Origin of the sequence: Ureibacillus sinduriensis BLB-1 = JCM 15800 (assembly GCF_000772955.1) — a bacterium.
Classification (GTDB): domain Bacteria; phylum Bacillota; class Bacilli; order Bacillales_A; family Planococcaceae; genus Ureibacillus; species Ureibacillus sinduriensis.
Genome location: NZ_JPVO01000044.1, coordinates 1 through 22,262 on the forward strand (window position 1 = coordinate 1; position 22,262 = coordinate 22,262).

A 22,262-nucleotide genomic window follows, 5' to 3' on the forward strand; every position below is an offset into this window, starting at 1 on the left:
GAGCATCGGCTCGACGCAGATGACGCTGTTAGCCGACGTGTCATCGCACTTCGCAAAAGTAGCGTCGATGGTAGATGGGGGCAGCCCTGTGAGAGTAGGACGTCGCTAGGTATGTAGAAACCACTGAATATTCAGTGGTTTTTTATTGTTAAAACGGTGCCAAAAAGAAGCAGAAATACAAAGAAATCTTAATGAAAAAAGGATTAATAGAATTGACGCTTCAGACTGTAAAAGGAGCGCAAATTGTATATAAGTGAAATTTGATGGTATGATTATAAAAGTTTTATATAAAATGAATACATAGTTTCAACTTATTGACTCGGTAGATAGGAGCATATAGAAATGAATATTTCGATTCGTTGGCTATATCCAAATTTAGTCGTACCAACCTTATATGATATTATAGTTGCGATCATTATCGTTGTGCTAGGATGGTTGCTTCAACATTACATATTAAAATATATAATAAGAAAAATAGCAGGTTTCTTCGAAAAGAAATCTAAACTAATGACAGCAAGAATCATTGAACATTTTAGCCGAGAGATACGCCACGCAATATTTACCGGCATCATTTTCTTTGCAATTTCATACTTGATCGAGGTTTCTTTATTTAAAAATTCATCAATCCTGAACCTTTTTTATTCATTGATGGTTTTCTATTTCATTAAAGGAGTAATCGATGTTCTAAACTATTACGCCAATCACCCTGAAGCGTTTCATTTGGATATTAGTAAATCCACTCGATTAACGCCTTTTACACTGCGGGTTATTAATGCATTACTCGCTATTTTGGCCATTGTATTAATTGCATCATTGTGGCAATTTAATTTGAATGGATTCCTGACGGGCATCGGTCTTACCAGTGTGGCACTTGCATTTGGGATAAGGGATACTTCTTCGCATATTTTTGGGGGACTATCAATGGCCTTTGACAAGCCATTCAAAGTAGGCGATATGGTAGCTACAGAGGATAATAAAATTGAGGGGGTCATCCTGGATATAAACCTTCGTTCCACCCTCATTGCCACATCTGATAAAGGAACTGTTTATGTACCGAATGCTTATTTAATGAACAGACCCATCTATAATTTAACAACCAGGGAGAAGCGCAAAATTCAGTCCTATTACTATCTATCTTCAATGCATACGGAAGAAGAAGTGAGAAGCTTTTGTAATGTAGTAAAAAAACAAATTATACTCCATCCGAATATTTCTAAAAATGAATTGATCCTTGTTTATATTGATGAGTTTCACGCAAATTACTATCGACTGCTTGTCAGCTACTTTATCCCATCAAATGACATACAAGCAAAATATGAAGTACAGCAAGATATATTATTTGTTATTAAACAAGAAATCGATAACGCTTCCCTAACAATAGTGAACCCTGATTTTTTAAAGCCGAACGAAAATGAAAGTACCGCAAATTAGTAAAAAGGAGTAAAAACGATATTGTTTTTACTCCTTTACTTTATGCATTAGTCATCGTAACGATCATCATCGTCATCATACCGATCATCGTCATCGTCGTCGTCATACCGATCATCATCATCATCATCAAAGCGGTCATCATCCAGGTTTTGTTGATTCGTTTTTGCTGTGTTTTGAGTTGCTCCATTTGTATTTATGTCTGTATTTTTTGAGGTACTGGAATTAGAATTTCGTTCATCATCATCGTGGTCATCTTTAGTTTTCTTTAGTAATTTACCTGTCAGGGCGTCGTATTTCAAATCGTACTCCGCATCGGCAGTAACTATTTCCACTTCATACACCTTTCTTGTTCCTTCTATGTCGAAATCGATTTCCGTAATGTCACCTTTAACTTCGGCTAATGCAATTTTTTTGATTTCATTTTTTGTTAAAACTTTGGATGTATCAGCTGAACCGACTAGATTCCCTCCCGAGACGGCGATGATTCCTCCTATTGCCATCACTCCTAATAAAGCGGGTACCAAAATAATTTTCTTCATTTTTTTCTCTCCTTTAACTTATTTGATACCTTTATAATACTGTTGGTAAATTAGGAGAAGGAGAGAGAAAGATTAGAATTTCATTAGAAAGCCATTAATGTCTTCTAATCATCATCGTTTTCCTCATTATTGTCTTCTTCGGAGTCATCACCATCATCGACATCGTCGTCTTGCTCGTAATCAGACACGGACATTACTTTTCCGGAAACAGCGTGTATTTGGAACGTTGCTTCCTCATTTTCTCCGTCTATTTCGACGAGGTAATAGCCCCCGTCATTGGCGCCCTCATAAACTACATATTCGACTGTACCGTTAAGTTGAGATAGAGCGATTTGTTTTGCTTTCTCACTAGAAATAATAGTAGCTGCTTGGGCATTAGGAGCGTTCTGCTGTTTTACATCTTCGGTAAGTATTTCACCAGTAATCGCGTTAACTAGAAGAGTTTTTAAAATCTCTTGCTCTGAAATTTCCACTATATAATGCGGCTCTTCTTCCGCGTCCTGAAGGCTAATGGAGCGAACGGTGCCTATCTGCTGATTACTTAATAATGCACGAATTTCTTCTTTTGTTTTTATGTCAGTCGACACATCAGGCGGGGTCTTGCCGCCATTCTTGCTCAGCTGGAGAATTGTTCCGGTTTCCGAATCGACTTGAAAATCATAATTGAGATTATTTCTAAGTACGTTCATATAGAAAATGCCGTTCTTCTCTTCAATTGATTCGACAGAGCCTCCGTAGAGATTTGAAATTAAGTCAGATGCTTCCTGGGCACTTATCTTTTCAGTTGCAAAGAATCGGTCTGAAATTAGCCAAATAACAAACACAGTAACGGTGATCATCAGCATGACCAAAGAAATCATCCATTTAGAATAGGTTGTCATCTTCCTCCCTCCTTGCCTCCTTCTAAGTTGTATGGTATCAACAATGTAAAGCAAGTCCCAGATCCTAGTTTACTTTGGACATTGATATGGATTTGAAGTTTTTCGGAAAGCTCCCTCGCGATGGCAAGACCTAACCCTGCACCTCCAGTTTTTCTATTACGATCTTGATTCACGCGGTAAAAACGATCAAAAAGATGCGGAATCTGATCTTGCGCAATGCCTTCCCCAAAGTCATGTATAGATACCGTTATGGATTTCTCTTCCTTTGCTGCAGTGATGATAATTTTGTCCTCACTATATTTCCGTGCATTATCTAGTAAAATAAATAAAAGCTGCTTTAGTTTCTGTTCATCTGATTGAATAAACAGAGACGAACCTCCATGTAGTTCCACTGTTCTGTTATAGGCTTGGCGCATTTGGGAGGCCGTGCTTTCCAGAAGAAGGGACAGATCAATTTCCTTTAAAGATAGCGAGGTGTCCTCTTTATTCTTGGCCAACTCCAGCATTTGGATAATTAAATCATTCATCCGGCGCGATTCATTTACAATTGCACCAAGGGCTTCGGTAGCTACCTGTTCATTCGTGAAACCCCTGCGCAATAGTAATTTCGCATAGCTTTCGATAACCGTAAGCGGAGTTTTAAGTTCGTGGGAAGCATTCGATACAAATTGTTCTTGCTTTCGGTAGTTTGTTTCAAGAGCTTCCATCATACCGTTGAAAGTACGCCCTATTTCTGCGAGTTCATCTTTTCCTGTCTCGGCTTTGTCCACTTTTTCATAGTTACCGCTTGATCCGCTTTTTTTCATGGCAAGGGCCAAACGTTCCAGTGGCTTTAAAATAATTCGGCTAAGGGCCATATTCGATAATAGAAGGGGGATAGCTATAATAGTAGTGGCAGCAACAAGTATCAATTTCAATAAATCCGCATTGCTTGCCACTTCATTTAAAGGCTGTATAAGCTGCAGTTTTACTACACTGCCATCCACCCAAATAGCTGGAGTTTCAATCATGATGACAGGAACTCCATCAATTTCGCTTTTGGCATAGGTGTCGTCTTTAGATTGTTGTAAATTGAATTTTTCAAATTCCAATGAGGCGTGAACAGATTGGATTGGTTTACCTTCATCATTCAATACGCGAACTGCGCCATCCGTCGGCATATAAGCCCGTAGTATAATGGATGGATCTGTAGCATCGGTCAATTGGTTAAAAGAAGTTAAAAGTTCCTCGCCGCGCCCTTTTAATTGCTCATATTCCGTATTTATAGCGAGGCGTTCATATAACAGATAGACACCTGTATTCATCAATGCCAATAAAATAAGCATAAGCAAGGTGGTAAAAAGGTGAATTTTCGTCCTAAGTTTCATGAGTGGACTCCTTTAATGCATAACCAACACCACGTACCGTTTTAATAATCGCCGTTGAATTTACTGAGCCGAGCTTTTGCCGAAGATAGCGTATATAAACATCCACTACATTGGTGTCGCCGAAGTAATCAAAGCCCCATACTGCTTCCAGAATTTGTTCTCTTGTTAGTACTTGTTTTGGATGTTTGAGCAAATAAAGAAGCAAATCGTATTCTCTGGGTGTTAAATCTATTGACTCTTCAAAGTAAAGCACCTCACGGGTTTGTTCATGAATTGAAAGCTGGCCGTAACTTAATAGATGGGTGTCGTTGTCAGCGAGCGGAAGTACAGCACTTTGTGATTTAGCAAAGCGAATAAAATTCCGGATACGTGCCAATAGTTCATCAATTTCGAAGGGCTTTGTTACATAATCGTTCGCACCCAGATCCAAACCCTTCACTTTATCTTCCACTTCGCTTTTTGCTGTCAGTAAAATGACGGGAGTGGCTTGTTCTGTAGCACGGATCCTCTTTAAAACGTCCAGGCCATGCATCTCGGGCAGCATTAAATCAAGGAGGATCAAATCAAAGCTTCCTTCCCTATATTTGATCAAGCCACTCGTTCCTGTATAAGCAATATCCACTTGATAGCCCTCAAACTCCAACTCAAGTTGTAAAACGCGGGCAATATTTTCTTCATCTTCAATAATCAAAATATTATATGACATTTCATCACTCACTTTTTATCTTCTTATATAGAATCATACAAAATCTTCATTAGAAAATAATGAGAAAACCCTTCATATCAAAAAAATTAATTCGACAAAATATTTGTATTACAGAATTTAGAATACTAAGATAATGTAAATGCATTTTGAATTGTCCAAGGATTTTTATTCAAATATAATTTTAACGTAAAACTTTGGTAAAATATTAAATACAATGGTCGAAAGGAACTTTATATGGGTAAAAATCAAATATGGTTTGAAGTGGAAGAAAACGAAACAATTGAACAATGCCTGGAACGTATGAAGGAAAAGGGTTACATGGCTATGGGACGTAAAGAAGAGCCAGTTTTTCATGTGGTGAATGGAGAACCAACCTATTTGCGTCAAAAAATACAATTTAAAGGAATATTGATGGAAGAATGAAAAGGTTTCAATCCAAAAACCGAACATTACTGTTTTCTGAAAATTTATCGTTCGCATTTTATCGTTGATTTTCTATTCATGGATTGTTAAAATGGGATTAGGAAATGAATTTTGGAATGCAAAACTGATTTTGGAACTTTTACTATGTTGTATGCTCTTTTGCAATACTTCTTGGTAAGAGGGTACAAAATTGATAAAAATATTATCCCACATATATGCTAGAGGATATGGCTCTAGTGTCTCTACCCGACACCGAAAATGTTGGACTATGCGGGAAAGCAAGCTGTCGACATTTGGAATGTAGGTGAGTACGATGTTCACTTCATGCTCTTTCTATTCCCTGTCCTCAAGTACTCTGCTTTCTTCGCGTAAGAGAGAGTGGATTATTTGAGGGCTTTTTATTATACAAAAACAAATCATAGCTAAAATTTGTATCCATGATGCCGTGCTGACAGATTGGTGTGAAAATCACGCCAGCTCATGATGGGTCTCCGGTGCTAGGAAACCTTGAATCTATGTTCCATGGCAATAAAGTTGAAGTTTTTATGATAGTCAAAGCGTCATCGTTAAAGCGGGGCGAAGATTGAAGGAGAGATTGGTATGAATCCAAAAATCGGTGTCATTATGGGAAGTTCCAGTGACTGGGAAACGATGAAACATGCATGTGATATTCTTGATGAATTACAAGTTCCATATGAAAAGCAAGTTGTTTCTGCACATCGTACACCTGATCTTATGTTTGAGTATGCGGAAAGTGCCCGTTCAAGAGGAATCCAGGTCATTATTGCTGGTGCAGGGGGAGCGGCGCATTTACCGGGAATGGTAGCTGCCAAAACAACACTGCCTATCATTGGGGTACCGGTTCAATCAAAAGCGTTAAATGGATTGGATTCGCTGTTGTCCATCGTGCAAATGCCGGGTGGTGTGCCAGTTGCCACTGTTGCCATCGGGAAGGCTGGAGCTACAAATGCAGGGCTGCTGGCAGCGCAAATATTATCCATTACCGATAATGAACTGGCCGACAAACTGGAAGCACGTCGCCAAACCATAAAGGAGCAAGTGCTGGAAAGCTCAGGTGATTTATCATGACTAAGATGATTTTCCCTGGACAGACGATTGGAATCATCGGCGGTGGCCAATTAGGCCGCATGATGGCCCTTTCAGCAAAAGAAGCGGGTTATAAAATTGCCGTACTTGAGCCGTCGATGGATTCTCCTTGTGGGCAAGTTGCGGATATCCGAATTGTAGCTCCATATGATGATGAAGCTGCATTAGAAGAATTAGCGGACGTAAGTGACGTAATTACTTTTGAATTTGAAAACATAGATTATGAAGGTTTAAAAAGACTAGCAGAAATTGCATATGTTCCACAAGGGGCCGAACTAGTCCGCATCACTCAAAATCGTGTAACGGAAAAGGCTGCCATTGTTGAGGCCGGTTGTCCTGTTGCACCATACATAGTCGCAGATGATTACGATGAATTAGTGAATCAAATCGACAAAATTGGATATCCAAGTATTGTGAAAACTTCAAGTGGTGGCTATGATGGTAAAGGTCAACAACAATTAAATTCCAAAGAGGATTTACCATTGGCTAAAAGTTTGTTTGAACATTCCCAATGTGTAGCCGAAAGGTTTATTCCTTTTGAGAAAGAGATATCCGTCATTGTTCAGAGAAATGGGCAAGGGGAAACTTATTGTCTTCCGGTTGGGGAGAATATCCATGTTCATCACATTTTGCATGAAACGCTTGTGCCTGCGCGTATCTCCGGTGAAACCTATAACAGAGCTGTTGAGGCTGCCAAAAAAATAGCGGATCGCCTGGAGCTTGTCGGAACCTTGGCAGTGGAAATGTTCGTGTTGGGGAATGGCGAAATCATCATTAATGAGCTTGCGCCTAGACCACATAATTCCGGACATTATTCTATCGAGGCTTGTAATGTTTCTCAGTTTGAGCAACATATTCGTGCGGTTTGTGGTTGGCCGCTTCGCGTACCGAAACTGTTGAAACCGTCTATTATGGTGAATATTTTAGGGCAACATGTCATGCCGTTATGCAATTCAATTTCTAAGCATGCTGATTGGTCCATCCATCTTTATGGGAAAACTGAGGCAAAAGTGAATCGTAAAATGGGTCATGTAACAATTTTGACGGATAATATTGACGACACACTTAATGAAATCGAACATTCCGGCATTTGGTCGGAATAAAAGGAGAAGAAAACATGATCGAACGTTATACACGTCCGGAAATGGGCGCAATTTGGACAGAAGAAAACAAATTTAAATCTTGGCTGGAAGTTGAAATTCTAGCTTGTGAAGCATGGGCTGAACTTGGTGAAATTCCAAAAGAAGATGTCGCTTTGCTTCGTCAGAACGCTTCATTTGATATCAATCGCATATATGAAATAGAACAGGAAACTCGTCACGATGTGGTGGCTTTCACTCGAGCTGTATCTGAAACTTGCGGAGAAGAACGCAAATGGGTTCACTACGGTTTAACTTCAACTGATGTGGTAGATACGGCGTTATCTTATTTAATCAAACAAGCGAACGTGATTTTACGTAAAGATATCGTGAACTTTATCGAAATCTTAACTGAAAAAGCAAAAGAATATAAATACACGGTTATGATGGGTCGTACTCATGGTGTACATGCTGAGCCAACTACATTCGGTTTAAAGCTTGCATTATGGCGCGAAGAAATGAAGCGTAACCTTGAGCGTTTTGATACGGCTGCTAATGTGATTGAGACTGGTAAAATGTCAGGAGCAGTGGGAACTTATGCCAACATCGATCCTTTTGTTGAACAGTATGTTTGCGAGAAATTAGGATTGCAAGCCGCACCGATCTCAACACAAACTTTACAACGTGATCGTCATGCACAATACTTCTCAACACTGGCGTTAATCGCAACATCTATCGAGAAATTTGCAACAGAAATACGTGGTCTGCAAAAATCAGAAACGCGAGAAGTTGAAGAAGCGTTTGCTAAAGGCCAAAAAGGATCATCAGCAATGCCTCATAAGCGTAACCCGATCGGTTCTGAAAATATGACAGGTATTGCGCGATTATTGCGCGGCTATATGTTAACAGCTTATGAAAACGTATCGTTATGGCATGAGAGAGATATTTCGCATTCTTCAGCAGAGCGCGTTATTATCCCAGATGCAACAATCGGTCTGAACTACATGTTAAACCGTTTCGGCAATATCGTGAAAAACTTGACTGTGTTCCCGGAAAACATGAAACGTAATATGGATCGCACATTCGGTTTGATTTACTCACAACGTATCCTGCTTGCGTTAATCGAAAAGGGATTGGTGCGTGAGGAAGCTTATGATACGGTTCAACCATTGACGGCAATTGCATGGGATGAACAAAAACAATTCCGGCCATTAGTAGAAGGAAATGAAAAAATTACTTCCCTTTTATCAAAAGAAGAAATTGAAGATTGCTTCGACTATAACTACCACATTAAAAATGTAGATATGATTTTCGAACGTCTTGGACTTAACGACTAGCATTTCGTTGAAGTAACCTCAATGTATAGGCGAAGCCTCCGGCGAACAAATACGTCAAGGCGAATTTGATTAACTTTAACGGGATATAAGTATCAACCTAACAATCATTCATCTCCTACGTCTGTGGGAGATGAATGGAAACTAATTGGAGGCATGCGTCATGAATAAAGGTCAGCTTTTATACGAAGGAAAAGCAAAACGTTTATACCAGACTGAACAAGAAGATATCTTGTTCGTGGAGTATAAAAATAGTGCTACTGCATTTAATGGTGAAAAGAAAGCGGAAATAGACGGAAAAGGTATACTAAACAACCGCATTACGACAGTAATTTTCGAAAAATTGAAAACGCATGGTATTGATTCACACTTTGTGGAACGCATCTCCGATAATGAACAGCTTGTTCGTAAAGTGGAGATTATCCCAATCGAGGTAGTGGTTCGTAATATCGCTGCGGGCAGTCTTGCGAAACGACTTGGGTTTGAAGAAGGGACACCATTAAACCGTACCATTGTAGAGTTCTACTATAAAGATGATGCTTTGGGGGATCCACTTATCAATAACGATCATATCGATATTTTAGGGATTGCCACAAAAGATGAAGTCGAAACTCTTTACGAACTAGGTTTGAAGGTTAATAGTGTTCTACAACCAATTTTTGAAGAAGTCGGCGTTATTTTAGTAGACTTTAAGCTTGAATTCGGCCGTGACAAGGATGGAAATGTACTGCTGGCTGATGAAATCTCCCCGGATACTTGCCGTCTTTGGGATGCAGAAACAAAACAAAAGCTGGATAAAGATGTATTCCGACGCGATTTAGGTAGTTTGACGCAAAGTTATGAAATTGTTCTTAATAGACTTGGAGGAAAATAGAAATGGCTAAAGTTAAAATTTACGTTACATTACGCGAAAGTGTGCTTGATCCACAAGGTTCGGCAGTTCAAGGTTCATTGGTGAAAATGGGCTACAACGAAGTGCAAGATATCCGTATCGGAAAGTATTTGGAAGTAGTTATTGGTGATACAGAGCGCGATCTTGATTCATTAGTAAAAGAAATGTGCGAGAAGCTTCTTGCAAATACAGTGATTGAAGATTACCGCTATGAAGTCGAGGAGGCAAACTAATCATGAAATTCGCAGTACTCGTTTTCCCTGGGTCAAACTGTGACATCGATATGTATCATGCGATTAAAGATGAGCTGGGTGAAGAAGTAGAATACGTATGGCATGACGCAACAGATTTAAGCGAATTTGATGGTGTTTTGATACCTGGTGGTTTCTCTTATGGTGACTATTTGCGTTGTGGTGCAATGGCAAACCAATCCAATGTAATGGCTGAAGTGAAAAAGTTTGCCCAAGCAGGTAAACCGGTGCTTGGTGTATGTAACGGATTCCAAATTTTAACTGAGGCAGGTTTGCTTCCAGGAGCATTGCTCCGAAACAAAAATTTGAAATTCATGTGTCGTACTGTAGGTTTAAAGGTGACAAACAACGATACATTATTCACAAATCAATACGAAGCTGGCGAAGTCATCAATATTCCGATTGCACATGGGGAAGGAAATTACTTCTGTGACGACAAAACGCTGGCGGAGTTGAAAGCAAATAATCAAATCGTCTTTACATATTCAGGTGAAAATCCAAACGGCAGTTTAGAGGATATCGCCGGAATTATAAATGAGCGCGGAAATGTCCTTGGCATGATGCCCCATCCGGAACGTGCGGTGGATGCATTATTGGGGAGCAACGACGGTCTAAAGGTATTTAAATCTATAGTAAAAATGTGGAGGGAATCACATGTCAGCTAGTTTGGAACCAACTAAAGAGCAAATCAAAGAACAAAAGCTATATGCCGGGATGGGTATGTCGGATGAGGAATTTGCGATGGTGGAGAACATCCTGGGACGCCTTCCAAACTGGACTGAAACCGGGTTATTCTCAGTCATGTGGTCTGAACACTGTTCTTATAAAAATTCAAAACCGGTTTTGCGCAAGTTCCCAACTAAAGGACCACAAGTGTTGCAAGGTCCTGGTGAAGGAGCCGGGATTGTCGATATTGGGGATGAACAAGCGGTAGTTTTCAAAATGGAGTCACATAATCATCCTTCAGCCATCGAGCCTTATCAAGGGGCGGCAACTGGTGTCGGTGGGATTATCCGCGACGTTTTCTCAATGGGTGCACGTCCGATTGCGATGCTAAACTCATTACGCTTTGGTGAATTACAATCAAAGCGAGGAAAATATCTATTTGAAGAAGTTGTTGCAGGGATTGCAGGTTACGGGAACTGTATCGGTATTCCGACTGTAGGTGGAGAGATTCAATTCGACCCATGTTATGAAGGGAACCCACTTGTTAATGCAATGTGTGTCGGGTTAATTGACCATAAAGATATTCAGCGAGGTATTGCTGCCGGAGTTGGTAACACAGTGATGTACGTAGGTGCCAAAACTGGTCGTGATGGTATTCATGGTGCCACATTCGCATCGGAAGAACTGTCAGAAGCTTCTGAAGAAAAGCGTCCTGCCGTTCAAGTTGGAGACCCATTCATGGAAAAACTTCTACTTGAAGCTTGTCTGGAAGTTGTCAAATCAGACGCACTTGTAGGGATTCAGGATATGGGTGCAGCGGGTCTTACTTCATCGTCGGCTGAAATGGCTTCCAAAGCCGGTTCTGGTGTGGAAATGAACCTGGATTTGGTACCTCAACGTGAAACGGGCATGACAGCTTATGAAATGATGCTATCAGAATCGCAAGAACGCATGCTTTTAGTTGTAAAAAAAGGCCGTGAAGATGAAATTAAAGCTATTTTCGATAAATATGGCCTGGATGCTGTGGCAATTGGACGAGTTACAGATGATAAGATGCTTCGTCTAGTACATAAAGGAGAAGTGGTTGCAGAGGTTCCTGCTGATGCTCTCGCGGAAGATGCGCCAGTTTACAATAAGCCTTCTAAAGAGCCTGCTTACTTCGCCGAGTTCCAAGCAATCGAGAATAGTGAACCCGAAGTTGCTGACTATAAAGAAACATTATTAAATTTACTACAGGCGCCAACTGTTGCTTCAAAAGAGTGGGTTTATGATCAGTATGATTATCAAGTTCGCACGAATACAATTGTTGCACCAGGTTCGGATGCGGCCGTGTTACGTGTGCGTGGTACGAATAAAGGGCTGGCGATGACAACTGACTGTAATTCTCGTTATATTTTCCTAGACCCTGAAATGGGTGGGAAAATCGCGGTTGCAGAAGCAGCACGCAATATCGTTGCTTCTGGCGGGAGACCACTTGCAATTACAGACTGCCTAAACTTTGGGAATCCAGAGAAACCAGAGATATTCTGGCAAATCGAAAAATCAGCCGATGGTATATCGGCAGCATGTACGGCACTGAATGCCCCGGTTATCGGGGGGAATGTTTCACTCTATAACGAACGTTCCGGTGAAGCAGTGTATCCGACACCGACAATCGGTATGGTCGGTTTAGTGGAAGATTTGGCCCATGTAACAACTCAGCAAGTGAAGGCTGCCGGGGATATAGTATACCTTGTAGGAGAAACAGCTACAGAATTCGGAGGATCAGAACTTCAAAAGCTGATTTTCGGCAAGATTTTCGGTAAAGCGCCTCATATTGATTTAGAGGTGGAAGCAAACCGCCAAGAAGCGATTTTGGCTGCTATTCGTGAAGGTTTATTGCAATCTGCGCATGATGTTTCAGAAGGCGGTGTAGCAGTGGCTTTGGCTGAAAAAACTTTCGGGGCGCAGGACCTGGGTGTTCATGTAACTTTGGAAGGTTCCGCTGTGACTGCTTTATTCAGTGAAACTCAATCCCGTTTCATTGTAACGGTGAAAGAGGAAAAGGCAGCAGCGTTTGAAAGATTAATTCCGGAAGCCAAGAAAATCGGTATCGTAACAGATGATGCGCTAATTTCAATTAACGGTGATACTGGCATTCTTTTAGAAGGAACAGTGGAGGAATTCCGTTCAGCTTGGAAAGGAGCTATCCCATGCTTGGTGAAATCAGAGGCTTAAACGAGGAATGCGGAGTATTCGGCATTTGGGGACATCCTGATGCCGCACAATTAAGTTATTATGGCCTGCATGCCCTTCAACACCGCGGCCAAGAAGGAGCCGGTATCGTCGTGACAGACGGTCAAGCGCTTCGAGCGGTAAAGGGAGAAGGGCTTGTAAATGATGTGTTTAATGAAGAGAACCTCAGCAATGCCAAAGGTTACGGAGCCATTGCCCATGCGAGGTATACGACGGCTGGTGGTGGCGGAATCGAAAATGTGCAGCCACTATTATTCCGATCTTCTACCGGCACATTGGCCATAGCCCATAATGGAAACCTGGTCAATGCAAATCATTTAAAACAACATTTAGAGAAATCGGGCAGCATTTTCCAATCGACATCGGATACTGAAGTTGTAGTTCACTTAATCAAAAAAAGCAAAAAGCCTGGTTTCCGTGCACAAGTAAAAGAATCCCTTTCTTTATTGAAAGGTGCCTTTTCCTTCTTAATTATCACAAAAGAAGGGATGATGGTGGCCCGGGATCGCAACGGATTACGCCCATTATCTTTTGGTAGATTGGGAGATGCCTATGTTGTCGCTTCGGAGACTTGTGCTTTTGATTTAATCGGTGCAGAGTTTGTTCGTGAAGTTGAACCGGGTGAGTTATTGGTAATTACAGATCAAGGTATTGAAGAAGATCGCTTTGTGGAAATGGAAAAACGGGCAATGTGCGCTATGGAGTATGTTTACTTTGCGCGTCCTGACTCCAACATCGACGAGATAAACATCCATGCGGCACGTAAACGTATGGGGAGGCAGTTGGCAAAAGAATGTTTCGGAATCGAAGCCGACGTAGTAACGGGTGTTCCGGATTCCTCGATTTCAGCGGCAATCGGTTTTGCTGAAGAAAGCGGTATTCCTTATGAGCTGGGCTTAATTAAAAATCGCTATACAGGTCGTACGTTCATTCAACCAACACAAGAATTGCGTGAACGTGGAGTGAAAATGAAGCTTTCCCCTGTTGTGCAGGTGGTAAAAGGCAAACGTGTCGTCATGGTGGACGATTCCATTGTACGCGGTACGACTTCACGCAGAATTGTCAACATGTTAAAAGAAGCAGGTGCGACAGAAGTTCATGTCGTCATTTCATCGCCACCGATGAAAAATCCTTGTTTCTATGGGATTGATACATCAACAAGTGAAGAGCTGATTGCATCCAGTAAAAGTGTAGAAGATATCTGTGAAGCGATTGGGGCGGATACGTTAACATTCCTTTCTGCTGATGGTCTAGTGGAGGCGACTGGCCGTGCATTTGACGATGAGACTCGAGGGCTTTGCATGGCTTGTTTCACAGGAGAATATCCAACAGAAATATTCCCGGATACAGTTTTGCCGCACGTGAAGGAACTACAGCATTAAACATTTGTATGTAGATACAATTTACTGAAGTGAACGGATAATGAGGAGGATTCAGAAGTCATGTCAAAAGCATATGAACAAGCGGGCGTTAATATTGAAGCTGGTTACGAGGCAGTAAACCGAATGAAATCCCATGTTGAACGTACAAATCGTCTAGGTGTTATGGGAACGTTTGGCGGCTTCGGAGGCATGTTTGACCTGTCCTCTTTAAACTTGAAAGAACCGGTTCTTATTTCAGGAACGGATGGGGTTGGGACAAAGCTGAAGCTCGCATTTATGGTCGACAAGCATGATACGATCGGCGTTGATTGTGTAGCCATGTGTGTCAATGATATCGTCGCTCAAGGTGCAGAGCCATTGTATTTCTTGGATTATGTGGCGGTAGGAAAGGCCGAACCTGCAAAAATTGAACAAATCGTAAAAGGTGTCGCGGATGGATGCGTACAAGCCGGCAGTGCTTTAATCGGCGGAGAAACAGCTGAAATGCCGGGACTTTACGAAGAAGATGAATATGATTTGGCAGGCTTTGCAGTGGGTGCTTGTGAAAAAGCGGAAGTGGTTACCGGTGAGGAGATTTCGGAGGGTGACGTTCTTATCGGTTTGGCATCAAGCGGTGTTCATTCCAACGGTTATTCTCTAGTTCGTAAAATCGTCTTTGCCGATAACTCTTTCGCTGTTGATGAGGTTGTGAAAGATTATGAAGATCTTGGCCCAATCGGGGAAGCTCTACTGGTCCCGACTAAAATTTACGCGAAAGCTGTACTGGAAATCCTGAAACAAGCAACTGTACATGGCATGGCTCATGTAACTGGTGGTGGTTTCTATGAAAATTTACCACGTATGATGCCCGAAGGATTGGCGACTGAAATCGATTTGGGTTCATGGCCGGTACTGCGAATTTTTGAATTTTTGAAGGACAAAGGCGCTTTAGCTGATAAAGATTTATACAATGTATTTAATATGGGAATTGGATTTGTTCTTTCCGTGCCGGCTTCTGAAGCAGATAAAGTTCTTGCAGTTGCTTTAGAAAACGGGGAAAAAGCATATAAAATTGGCCGAGTCGTTAAAGGGGAAGGTGTCGTATTTAACGGGCAACATGATGGGAGTTTAGGAGAATGACAACCAAAATTGCCGTTTTTGCTTCAGGAAGCGGAAGTAATTTTCAAGCAATCCAGCAAGCAATCGACATTGGAAAACTGGATGCACAAATCGAAATCGTTATAACAGATAAGCCGGACGCAGTTGTTGTAAAACGGGCAAAAAACTTTAACATCCCAGTATTTTCATTTAGTCCCAAGCGATTTGAAACGAAGGGCGCTTACGAGCAGGAGATCATCGAAATTTTAAAAGAGCATCAAGTAGAATGGGTGATTCTTGCTGGATACATGCGTTTAATAGGTCACACACTGCTATCGGCTTTTTCGAATCGAATCGTCAATATTCATCCATCCTTACTGCCTTCGTTTCCAGGTAAGGATGCCATTGGCCAAGCGATGGAGCATGGTGTGAAGGTAACGGGGGTAACGGTCCACCTTGTAGATGAGGGAATGGATACGGGACCGATACTTAGCCAGGCTGCAGTGGAGGTGGTCGAAGGAAATCGCGCCGCAACTGAGGCCCGCATTCATGCGGTTGAACACGAGCTCTATACAAGTACATTGCAAAAGCTGTTTGAAAATGAAAACAAACTTGTCCATTAAAAGATGGACTCTTACATCTTGTTGTTCATTTCGAGGTAAGCATCATTTAAATAATCTATGGTGCCCTCGAAAAACAATACATAAATTTATCTACATAAATTGGAGGTCTTTTTCGTGACGAAACGTGCACTTATCAGTGTTTCTAATAAAGAGGGTATTCTGGAATTTGCAAAAGAATTGGTGGCATTGGATTACGAGATCCTATCAACGGGTGGTACGAAAAAAATGCTGCAAGATAACAATGTTCCGGTAACAGCGGTGGATGAGGTAACAAAGTTCCCGGAGATTCTTGATGGCCGAGTGAAAACATTGAATCCATTCATTCACGGGGGGCTTCTGGGCAAATTCGACGAACCTTCTCACCAAGCGCAAATGAATGAACATGGAATCGAACCGATTGAAATTGTTTGTGTAAATCTGTATCCGTTTGTAGAAACAATTTCAAAACCGGATGTAACATGGGATGATGCTATTGAAAATATCGATATCGGCGGTCCGACAATGTTACGTTCCGCAGCGAAAAACCACCAATATGTAACAGTTATTGTAGATTCAAGTGATTATGCGAAAGTGCTCGCAGAATTGAAGGGCCAGGGGGCAACTACGCTTGAAACACGCAAGCGTTTAGCGGCAAAAGTATTCCGTCACACAGCAGCATACGATTCTTATATCTCGAACTACTTAACAGAAGAAGAGTTCCCTGAGAACCTTACAATGACATATGAGTTAAAACAAACTTTACGTTACGGTGAAAATCCTCATCAAAAAGCCGCGTTCTACCAAAAACGTTTAGCATCGGATTTTTCTTTAGCTTATGCGACTCAGTTACATGGAAAAGAATTATCTTATAATAATATTCAAGACGGGAACGCAGCACTTCAGATTGTTAAGGAATTCGATATTCCCGCCGCAGTTGCGGTTAAGCATATGAACCCTTGTGGAGTTGGTACTGGTGCGAGTATCGAGGAAGCATTCGATAAAGCATATGAAGCAGATCCAACATCAATTTTCGGGGGAATTATAGCATTAAATCGTGAAGTGGATGTAGCTACTGCTGAAAAATTAAGCGGTATTTTCTTAGAAATCATTATTGCCCCATCATTTACAGAAGAAGCCTTGGCAATCTTGACTCAAAAGAAAAATATCCGTTTAATGACCATCAACTGTGCACAACAGAACCAGGATAAATTGAAAGTCGTCTCAGTCGAGGGCGGTTTGTTAGTTCAAGAGGATGATACTTTCGGATTGGCTGAAGCGGACGTGAAAGTGGTAACGGATCGTGAGCCTACCGAGGAAGAATGGGAAGCCTTGAAATTAGGATGGGCAGTAGTAAAACATGTGAAATCCAACGCTATCGTCGTAACCGATGCACAAATGACATTAGGCGTTGGCGCGGGACAAATGAACCGTGTCGGATCTGCAAAAATTGCTCTTGAACAAGCAGGTTCCAAAGCGAAAGGTGCAGCCTTGGCATCGGACGCATTCTTCCCGATGAGCGACACAGTGGAAACAGCCGCAGCAGCAGGCATTACGGCTATCATTCAACCAGGCGGCTCCATTAAAGACCAGGACTCTATCGATAAAGCAAATGAGTATGGGATTGCTATGGTATTTACAGGCGTGCGTCATTTTAAACACTAATTTTGAATACAGTAAGAAGTGGTTCAATAACGCTCGGCAATGAGCCGGGCGTTTTTTTTGAAAGTATAAAGAACGGGTATTAAGCAGGTTGCGTGTAAACTAGCGTAACTCGCAATTAAACGAGCAATTCGTAAGTAAAGAAGTGTAAACCTCGAACAAAGTGGGAAAAGTCGCAAGTAAACAGGTGTAGTTTGCTAGTGAAAAGTGAAATTTGCTCGTGATCTAGTGAAAAGCGATTGAGAGAAGTTCCGCTCCGCTCGTAATCTAGAGAAAAGCGCTCGAGAGAAGTTGCACTCCGCTCGTAATCAAGCGTAAAGCGCTCGAGAAGTAGCGCTTCGCTCGTAATCAAGCGAAAAGCGCTCGAAAGAGGTTCCGCTCCGCTCGTAATCAAGCGTAAAGCGCTCGAAAAGTAGCGCTCCGCTCGTAATCAAGCGAAAAGCGCTCGAAAGAAGTAGCGCTCCGCTCGTAATCAAGAGAAAAGCGCTCGAGAAGTAGCGCTTCGCTCGTAATCAAGCGAAAAGCGCTCGAGAAGTTGCGCCTCGCTCGTAATCAAGTGAAAAGCGCTCGAAAGAGGTTCCACTCCGCTCGTAATCAAGCGAAAAGCGCTCGAAAGAGGTTCCGCTCCGCTCGTAATCAAGAGAAAAACGCTCGAGGAGTTCTACTTCGCTCGTAATCTAGAGAAATTCGCTCGCAAACATATAGGAAGCGCTCTTAACCAAGCGCTCCGCCCGTAAACGCGTTCAACTCGCTCATAACGTGGGGGAAAACGCTCGTGAACACTCACGTTAGCTCGCAACAAACCTTAAAAGTATTCGATACAATAAAAAATATAGGAGGCATTTCACATGAACATTCTAGTTATTGGTAGTGGTGGACGTGAACATGCTATTGCAAAGAAATTTAATGATTCTCCTTCTGTAAGTAGGGTATTTGTCGCACCAGGTAATGATGGGATGAGGCAAGATGCGGAAGTGATTCCTTTGGATGTAATGGATTTTGCAGGATTGGCCCAGTTTGCAAAGGAAAATCAAGTTGATTTAACCTTTGTTGGACCTGAACAACCTCTGGCTGGCGGAATTGTGGACTTTTTCCAAGCAAGGGGGCTGCAAGTTTTTGGACCGACAAAAGCGGCCGCTCAAATAGAAGGCAGTAAATCGTATGCTAAGGAAATGATGAAAAAGTATAATATCCCAACAGCTGCGTATGAGACATTTACCGATGCATCCGCGGCCATTGCGTATATTGAACGACAGGGTGCACCGATTGTAGTGAAGGCGGACGGATTGGCAGCGGGCAAAGGCGTAATTGTGGCCATGACGGAACAAGAGGCAATCGATGCAGTGAATGATATGATTGGCAATCAACGCTTCGGGGAATCTTCTTCCCGTGTGGTAATTGAAGAGTTTTTGGATGGTGAGGAATTTTCCTTTATGTCTTTCGTTCATAAAGGGCAAATCTATCCGATGGTTATTGCACAAGATCATAAACGCGCATTTGATGGCGATAAAGGACCGAATACTGGGGGCATGGGGGCCTATTCTCCGGTACCCCAAATCTCACAGGAGTCTATTTCGAGAGCGTATGCCGAAATCGTTGAACCCACAGTAAAGGCGATGGAAGAAGCAGGCGTTTCATTTACGGGAATCCTTTACGCAGGGCTAATTTTAACTAAGCAGGGGCCTAAAGTGATTGAATTCAATGCACGATTCGGAGATCCCGAAACACAAGTGGTTCTCCCACGAATGGCGTCAGACTTTGGTTTGTTTATGAAAGCGCTGATGGAAGAAAAAGACTTCGATCTGCAATGGTCTGACGAAGCAATGTTAGGTGTTGTCATTGCCGCAGAGGGTTATCCGGGGGATGTGGTTAAAGGAAATCCACTTCCGGATTTAAATTCCTTGACGGAGGAGTATCATGTATATCATGCGGGAACAAAGCTTGTCGGTGAACAATTTGTCGGCAATGGTGGACGTGTGCTTTTAGTCGCTGCGAAGGCCAAAACATTAAAAGAAGCCAAGGAAAAAGTATACACAGGTATTGAACAACAGCAGTGGGACAACTTTTTCTATCGTCAAGATATCGGTTGGAGAACTTTCCAATAATAAAATGGCAAGAGGTATAGCCACCTCTTGCCTAATTTATTTTATCGGGCTTGCAACTCGCTAAACGCAAGCGTTATGCCCGTAATTTTAAAAAAACAGGTCACTTATTTTGTTTGCCTGAATTGGAACCCGCAGCAGTTTTTACGGCTTGTGTCGCGGCATTTTTCAATGAATCGTTTTGTGTTGCGTTCGATACGATTTGCCCTACTTCCGATGCAGCTTTTTCGACACTGCTGGAGCCAGTATGCGATGAATTGTTGTTGGAAGAGCCGGAACCTGAATTGTTTGATGATGTTCCGCCACCCCATTTCTCTGTATAGAAATCGTTATAAGCATTCATAATGCTATCGCCATCTAAATACTCATCAAAAGTAGTTGCCACCGCTTGTTTTACATTGGAATTGATTAAAGCTTTTGTTGGACAATAAAGAAAAATTCCTTCAGCCACTTTCATGGCACCTGCAGCAACGAAAAGAGCACCTAGACCTCGGTTACCTGATTCCTTGGCCAAATGGGCAATACCGCAAGCTGTTAATCCAGTACCAAGAGCTAAACGGACAAAACCACTTTTTTCTGAAATGTTTTCCTCCATGTAAACCACTCCTTTGTAAAGTTAATTTTTGTACCAAATAAATATCTTTTCTTTAAAAAAATGCTGTGATACGATAAAATCACTATATTTTTTCTAAATACTCAATAAATAATTGGACAATTTTTGAGCAAAGTTAGTATGTGCGTATAAAAATCAATTAACCAAAATAAATTTTATAAGTAATAGAAAGGAGTGTTAACTTTGCCAGAAACTACCTGGAAGATTCACGAAATACGAAAGCAAGTTGCTGTGATCGACGGAAAACTAGCACCATCAATGGTTTTAAAAAATGCTCGCTTTCTACATAGTGTGCTTAAAAAATGGCTATTAGGTAATATATGGATATTAGGCGATCGAATAGTCTATGTCGGACAAGAGATGCCGGCCGATCTTTCTTGCACTGATGTCATCGATTTGGAACATAAGGTAGTTGTACCCGGATATATCGAGCCGCATGTACATCCTACTCAATTATATAATCCACATTCATTTGCTGACTTTGCCGCTCAAACGGGAACTACAACTTTCATAGCAGACAACATGACCTTGGCCCTTTCATTGACAAATCAGAAAGCGTTTACATTTATGGATGAACTAAAGAAACTACCCTTTACCTTTTACTGGTGGGCTCGGTTTGATTCACAATCAGAGCTTCAAAATGAGGACGAAATTTTCACCAATAAATCTGTTCTGGAATGGCTAGGCAGGGATGATGTGCTTCTTGGCGGCGAGCTGACAGGATGGCCGCGTTTAATCCATGGAGATGACCTGATGTTGCATTGGATGCAGGCAGCAAAACTGAAAGGGAAAAAGATTGAAGGGCACTTTCCGGGAGCATCGGAAAAAACAATTGCACGAATGAAGCTTTTTGGAGCCGATAGTGATCATGAAGCCATGACGGTAGAAGAGGTGGAAAGAAGAATAATGCATGGTTTGGATGTAACATTGCGGCATTCTTCCATACGACCGGATTTGCCGCAATTATTAAGAGGGATACAGGAGAGGGAATTGGACATTTTTGATCATCTAATGATGACAACTGATGGTTCCACTCCAGCTTTCCATGAAGATGGTGTAATGAATAAATGCATTCGCATAGCTTTGGAAGAGGGAGTTTCCCCAATTCATGCCTACAATATGGCCTCATACAATATTGCTCGATATTATAATAAGGCTCACCTGCATGGTTTAATTGCTACCGGTCGTTTCGCTAACCTAAATATTTTGGAAAATGAGTTTTCCCCTAACCCGGAGGCTGTTTTATCCAAAGGCATCTGGTTAAAGCGTGATTATAAGAAAGTAAATGCACTTCCTGAAATCAATTGGAATCATTTCGACGACTTTACAATTCCCTTCGAATTAAATGATGATGATTTCCAATTTTCGATGCCGATAGGAATTCATCTAATAAATGAAGTCATTACTAAACCTTTTTCTATTAATCTTCAATCTAGTAAAAAAGAATTGCCTCTTGGTGAAGATGAAAGCTATCTAATGTTGATCGATCGCAAAGGGAAATGGCGCGTTAACACGATGCTGAAAGGATTTGATACGCAAATAAAAGGATTTGCTTCCTCTTACTCGAATACTGGAGAAATAATTTTAATAGGAAAAAGCATAGAAGATATGAAGTTAGCATTTAATGAGTTAAAGAGATTAAATGGTGGAATTGTTCTGGCGGAAAACAAAGAAGTAATTGCGACTATCCCTCTTAAAATAAATGGCAAACTGTTCGATGGGAGTATGGAACAATTGATAAAGCATGAAAAACTTCTGACGTCCGCTCTAAAGGAAAGAGGATATCGCCATACAGATGCAATCTATACCTTATTCTTTTTACAATCCACGCATTTACCATATATTCGTATCACGCCACAAGGTATTTATGATGTCATGAAAAAGAAAGTGATGTTGCCTGCTGTGATGCGCTAAAG

20 protein-coding genes and 1 riboswitch are annotated in these 22,262 nt (G+C 41.5%); of the genes, 15 read left to right on the forward strand and 5 right to left on the reverse strand.

Going from position 1 to position 22,262, the window contains the following annotated elements:
* Positions 1-342: 342 nt before the first annotated feature.
* Complete coding sequence (locus tag CD33_RS05115; protein WP_036198777.1) at positions 343-1,431, forward strand: mechanosensitive ion channel family protein; 1,089 nt, start codon at positions 343-345, stop codon at positions 1,429-1,431.
* Positions 1,432-1,478: 47 nt separating this feature from the next.
* Here CD33_RS05115 and CD33_RS05120 read toward each other — a convergent pair whose 3' ends face one another.
* The 4 genes from CD33_RS05120 to CD33_RS05135 all read right to left on the reverse strand — a co-directional run bounded on the left by CD33_RS05120 (position 1,479) and on the right by CD33_RS05135 (position 4,924).
* A complete protein-coding gene (locus tag CD33_RS05120; RefSeq protein WP_052130013.1) occupies positions 1,479-1,970 on the reverse strand; it encodes a PepSY domain-containing protein in 492 nt (163 codons plus the stop codon).
* Positions 1,971-2,074: 104 nt separating this feature from the next.
* Complete coding sequence (locus CD33_RS19380) at positions 2,075-2,851, reverse strand: PepSY domain-containing protein (protein WP_052130015.1); 777 nt, start codon at positions 2,849-2,851, stop codon at positions 2,075-2,077.
* Entirely contained in the window at positions 2,848-4,218 is a 1,371-nt protein-coding gene (locus CD33_RS05130) for a sensor histidine kinase (RefSeq protein WP_036198779.1), read from the reverse strand. The genes CD33_RS19380 and CD33_RS05130 overlap by 4 nt, the downstream gene beginning before the upstream one ends.
* Entirely contained in the window at positions 4,208-4,924 is a 717-nt protein-coding gene (locus CD33_RS05135) for a response regulator transcription factor (protein ID WP_036198780.1), read from the reverse strand. Before CD33_RS05135 ends, CD33_RS05130 begins: the two co-directional genes overlap by 11 nt.
* Positions 4,925-5,158: 234 nt before the next feature.
* Here CD33_RS05135 and CD33_RS05140 point away from each other — a divergent pair, with 234 nt between their 5' ends.
* The 13 genes from CD33_RS05140 to purD all read left to right on the forward strand — a co-directional run bounded on the left by CD33_RS05140 (position 5,159) and on the right by purD (position 19,736).
* Positions 5,159-5,347 (forward strand): NETI motif-containing protein, encoded by a 189-nt coding sequence (locus CD33_RS05140; protein WP_036198781.1) that lies wholly within the window; start codon positions 5,159-5,161, stop codon positions 5,345-5,347.
* Between the two features lie 189 nt (positions 5,348-5,536).
* A riboswitch (purine riboswitch) is annotated at positions 5,537-5,636 on the forward strand.
* Positions 5,637-5,947: 311 nt separating this feature from the next.
* Positions 5,948-6,436: a 5-(carboxyamino)imidazole ribonucleotide mutase gene (purE, locus tag CD33_RS05145; protein WP_036198782.1), complete on the forward strand. Its 489-nt coding sequence runs from the start codon at positions 5,948-5,950 to the stop codon at positions 6,434-6,436.
* Entirely contained in the window at positions 6,433-7,557 is a 1,125-nt protein-coding gene (gene purK / locus CD33_RS05150; protein ID WP_036198783.1) for a 5-(carboxyamino)imidazole ribonucleotide synthase, read from the forward strand. The genes purE and purK overlap by 4 nt, the downstream gene beginning before the upstream one ends.
* A 14-nt stretch (positions 7,558-7,571) precedes the next feature.
* Complete coding sequence (purB, locus tag CD33_RS05155) at positions 7,572-8,870, forward strand: adenylosuccinate lyase (protein WP_036198784.1); 1,299 nt, start codon at positions 7,572-7,574, stop codon at positions 8,868-8,870.
* A 160-nt stretch (positions 8,871-9,030) separates the two neighbouring features.
* Entirely contained in the window at positions 9,031-9,741 is a 711-nt protein-coding gene (purC, locus tag CD33_RS05160; protein WP_036198785.1) for a phosphoribosylaminoimidazolesuccinocarboxamide synthase, read from the forward strand.
* 2 nt (positions 9,742-9,743) lie between these two features.
* On the forward strand, positions 9,744-9,992 hold the full coding sequence (gene purS, locus CD33_RS05165; RefSeq protein WP_036198786.1) for a phosphoribosylformylglycinamidine synthase subunit PurS: 249 nt from the start codon (positions 9,744-9,746) through the stop codon (positions 9,990-9,992).
* A gap of 2 nt (positions 9,993-9,994) precedes the next feature.
* Entirely contained in the window at positions 9,995-10,675 is a 681-nt protein-coding gene (gene purQ, locus CD33_RS05170; RefSeq protein ID WP_036198787.1) for a phosphoribosylformylglycinamidine synthase subunit PurQ, read from the forward strand.
* Positions 10,665-12,893: a phosphoribosylformylglycinamidine synthase subunit PurL gene (gene purL / locus CD33_RS05175; RefSeq protein ID WP_036198788.1), complete on the forward strand. Its 2,229-nt coding sequence runs from the start codon at positions 10,665-10,667 to the stop codon at positions 12,891-12,893. Before purQ ends, purL begins: the two co-directional genes overlap by 11 nt.
* Entirely contained in the window at positions 12,869-14,293 is a 1,425-nt protein-coding gene (purF, locus tag CD33_RS05180) for an amidophosphoribosyltransferase (RefSeq protein WP_036198789.1), read from the forward strand. Before purL ends, purF begins: the two co-directional genes overlap by 25 nt.
* A gap of 60 nt (positions 14,294-14,353) precedes the next feature.
* The gene (gene purM / locus CD33_RS05185; RefSeq protein ID WP_036198790.1) at positions 14,354-15,412 is read left to right on the forward strand and encodes a phosphoribosylformylglycinamidine cyclo-ligase; all 1,059 of its coding nucleotides are present in this window, start codon (positions 14,354-14,356) and stop codon (positions 15,410-15,412) included.
* The gene (gene purN / locus CD33_RS05190) at positions 15,409-15,993 is read left to right on the forward strand and encodes a phosphoribosylglycinamide formyltransferase (RefSeq protein WP_036198791.1); all 585 of its coding nucleotides are present in this window, start codon (positions 15,409-15,411) and stop codon (positions 15,991-15,993) included. Before purM ends, purN begins: the two co-directional genes overlap by 4 nt.
* Positions 15,994-16,107: 114 nt before the next feature.
* Positions 16,108-17,634: a bifunctional phosphoribosylaminoimidazolecarboxamide formyltransferase/IMP cyclohydrolase gene (gene purH / locus CD33_RS05195; RefSeq protein WP_036198792.1), complete on the forward strand. Its 1,527-nt coding sequence runs from the start codon at positions 16,108-16,110 to the stop codon at positions 17,632-17,634.
* A gap of 845 nt (positions 17,635-18,479) precedes the next feature.
* Positions 18,480-19,736 (forward strand): phosphoribosylamine--glycine ligase, encoded by a 1,257-nt coding sequence (purD, locus tag CD33_RS05200; protein ID WP_036198793.1) that lies wholly within the window; start codon positions 18,480-18,482, stop codon positions 19,734-19,736.
* Between the two features lie 100 nt (positions 19,737-19,836).
* Here purD and CD33_RS19385 read toward each other — a convergent pair whose 3' ends face one another.
* Positions 19,837-20,328, reverse strand: coding sequence for a YgaP-like transmembrane domain (locus CD33_RS19385; RefSeq protein ID WP_052130017.1), 492 nt, complete (start codon positions 20,326-20,328; stop codon positions 19,837-19,839).
* Positions 20,329-20,529: 201 nt separating this feature from the next.
* Here CD33_RS19385 and CD33_RS05210 point away from each other — a divergent pair, with 201 nt between their 5' ends.
* Positions 20,530-22,260 (forward strand): adenine deaminase C-terminal domain-containing protein, encoded by a 1,731-nt coding sequence (locus CD33_RS05210; RefSeq protein ID WP_036198794.1) that lies wholly within the window; start codon positions 20,530-20,532, stop codon positions 22,258-22,260.
* Positions 22,261-22,262: the final 2 nt, after the last annotated feature.

What these genes read in the sequence shown, in the direction of transcription:
- CD33_RS05115 (WP_036198777.1), top strand. Translation starts at nt 343, where the DNA reads ATGAATATTTCGATTCGTTGGCTATATCCAAATTTAGTCGTACCAACC.
- CD33_RS05120 (WP_052130013.1), bottom strand. Translation starts at nt 1,970, where the DNA reads ATGAAGAAAATTATTTTGGTACCCGCTTTATTAGGAGTGATGGCAATA.
- CD33_RS19380 (WP_052130015.1), bottom strand. Translation starts at nt 2,851, where the DNA reads ATGACAACCTATTCTAAATGGATGATTTCTTTGGTCATGCTGATGATC.
- CD33_RS05130 (WP_036198779.1), bottom strand. Translation starts at nt 4,218, where the DNA reads ATGAAACTTAGGACGAAAATTCACCTTTTTACCACCTTGCTTATGCTT.
- CD33_RS05135 (WP_036198780.1), bottom strand. Translation starts at nt 4,924, where the DNA reads ATGTCATATAATATTTTGATTATTGAAGATGAAGAAAATATTGCCCGC.
- CD33_RS05140 (WP_036198781.1), top strand. Translation starts at nt 5,159, where the DNA reads ATGGGTAAAAATCAAATATGGTTTGAAGTGGAAGAAAACGAAACAATT.
- purE (WP_036198782.1), top strand. Translation starts at nt 5,948, where the DNA reads ATGAATCCAAAAATCGGTGTCATTATGGGAAGTTCCAGTGACTGGGAA.
- purK (WP_036198783.1), top strand. Translation starts at nt 6,433, where the DNA reads ATGACTAAGATGATTTTCCCTGGACAGACGATTGGAATCATCGGCGGT.
- purB (WP_036198784.1), top strand. Translation starts at nt 7,572, where the DNA reads ATGATCGAACGTTATACACGTCCGGAAATGGGCGCAATTTGGACAGAA.
- purC (WP_036198785.1), top strand. Translation starts at nt 9,031, where the DNA reads ATGAATAAAGGTCAGCTTTTATACGAAGGAAAAGCAAAACGTTTATAC.
- purS (WP_036198786.1), top strand. Translation starts at nt 9,744, where the DNA reads ATGGCTAAAGTTAAAATTTACGTTACATTACGCGAAAGTGTGCTTGAT.
- purQ (WP_036198787.1), top strand. Translation starts at nt 9,995, where the DNA reads ATGAAATTCGCAGTACTCGTTTTCCCTGGGTCAAACTGTGACATCGAT.
- purL (WP_036198788.1), top strand. Translation starts at nt 10,665, where the DNA reads ATGTCAGCTAGTTTGGAACCAACTAAAGAGCAAATCAAAGAACAAAAG.
- purF (WP_036198789.1), top strand. Translation starts at nt 12,869, where the DNA reads ATGCTTGGTGAAATCAGAGGCTTAAACGAGGAATGCGGAGTATTCGGC.
- purM (WP_036198790.1), top strand. Translation starts at nt 14,354, where the DNA reads ATGTCAAAAGCATATGAACAAGCGGGCGTTAATATTGAAGCTGGTTAC.
- purN (WP_036198791.1), top strand. Translation starts at nt 15,409, where the DNA reads ATGACAACCAAAATTGCCGTTTTTGCTTCAGGAAGCGGAAGTAATTTT.
- purD (WP_036198793.1), top strand. Translation starts at nt 18,480, where the DNA reads ATGAACATTCTAGTTATTGGTAGTGGTGGACGTGAACATGCTATTGCA.
- CD33_RS19385 (WP_052130017.1), bottom strand. Translation starts at nt 20,328, where the DNA reads ATGGAGGAAAACATTTCAGAAAAAAGTGGTTTTGTCCGTTTAGCTCTT.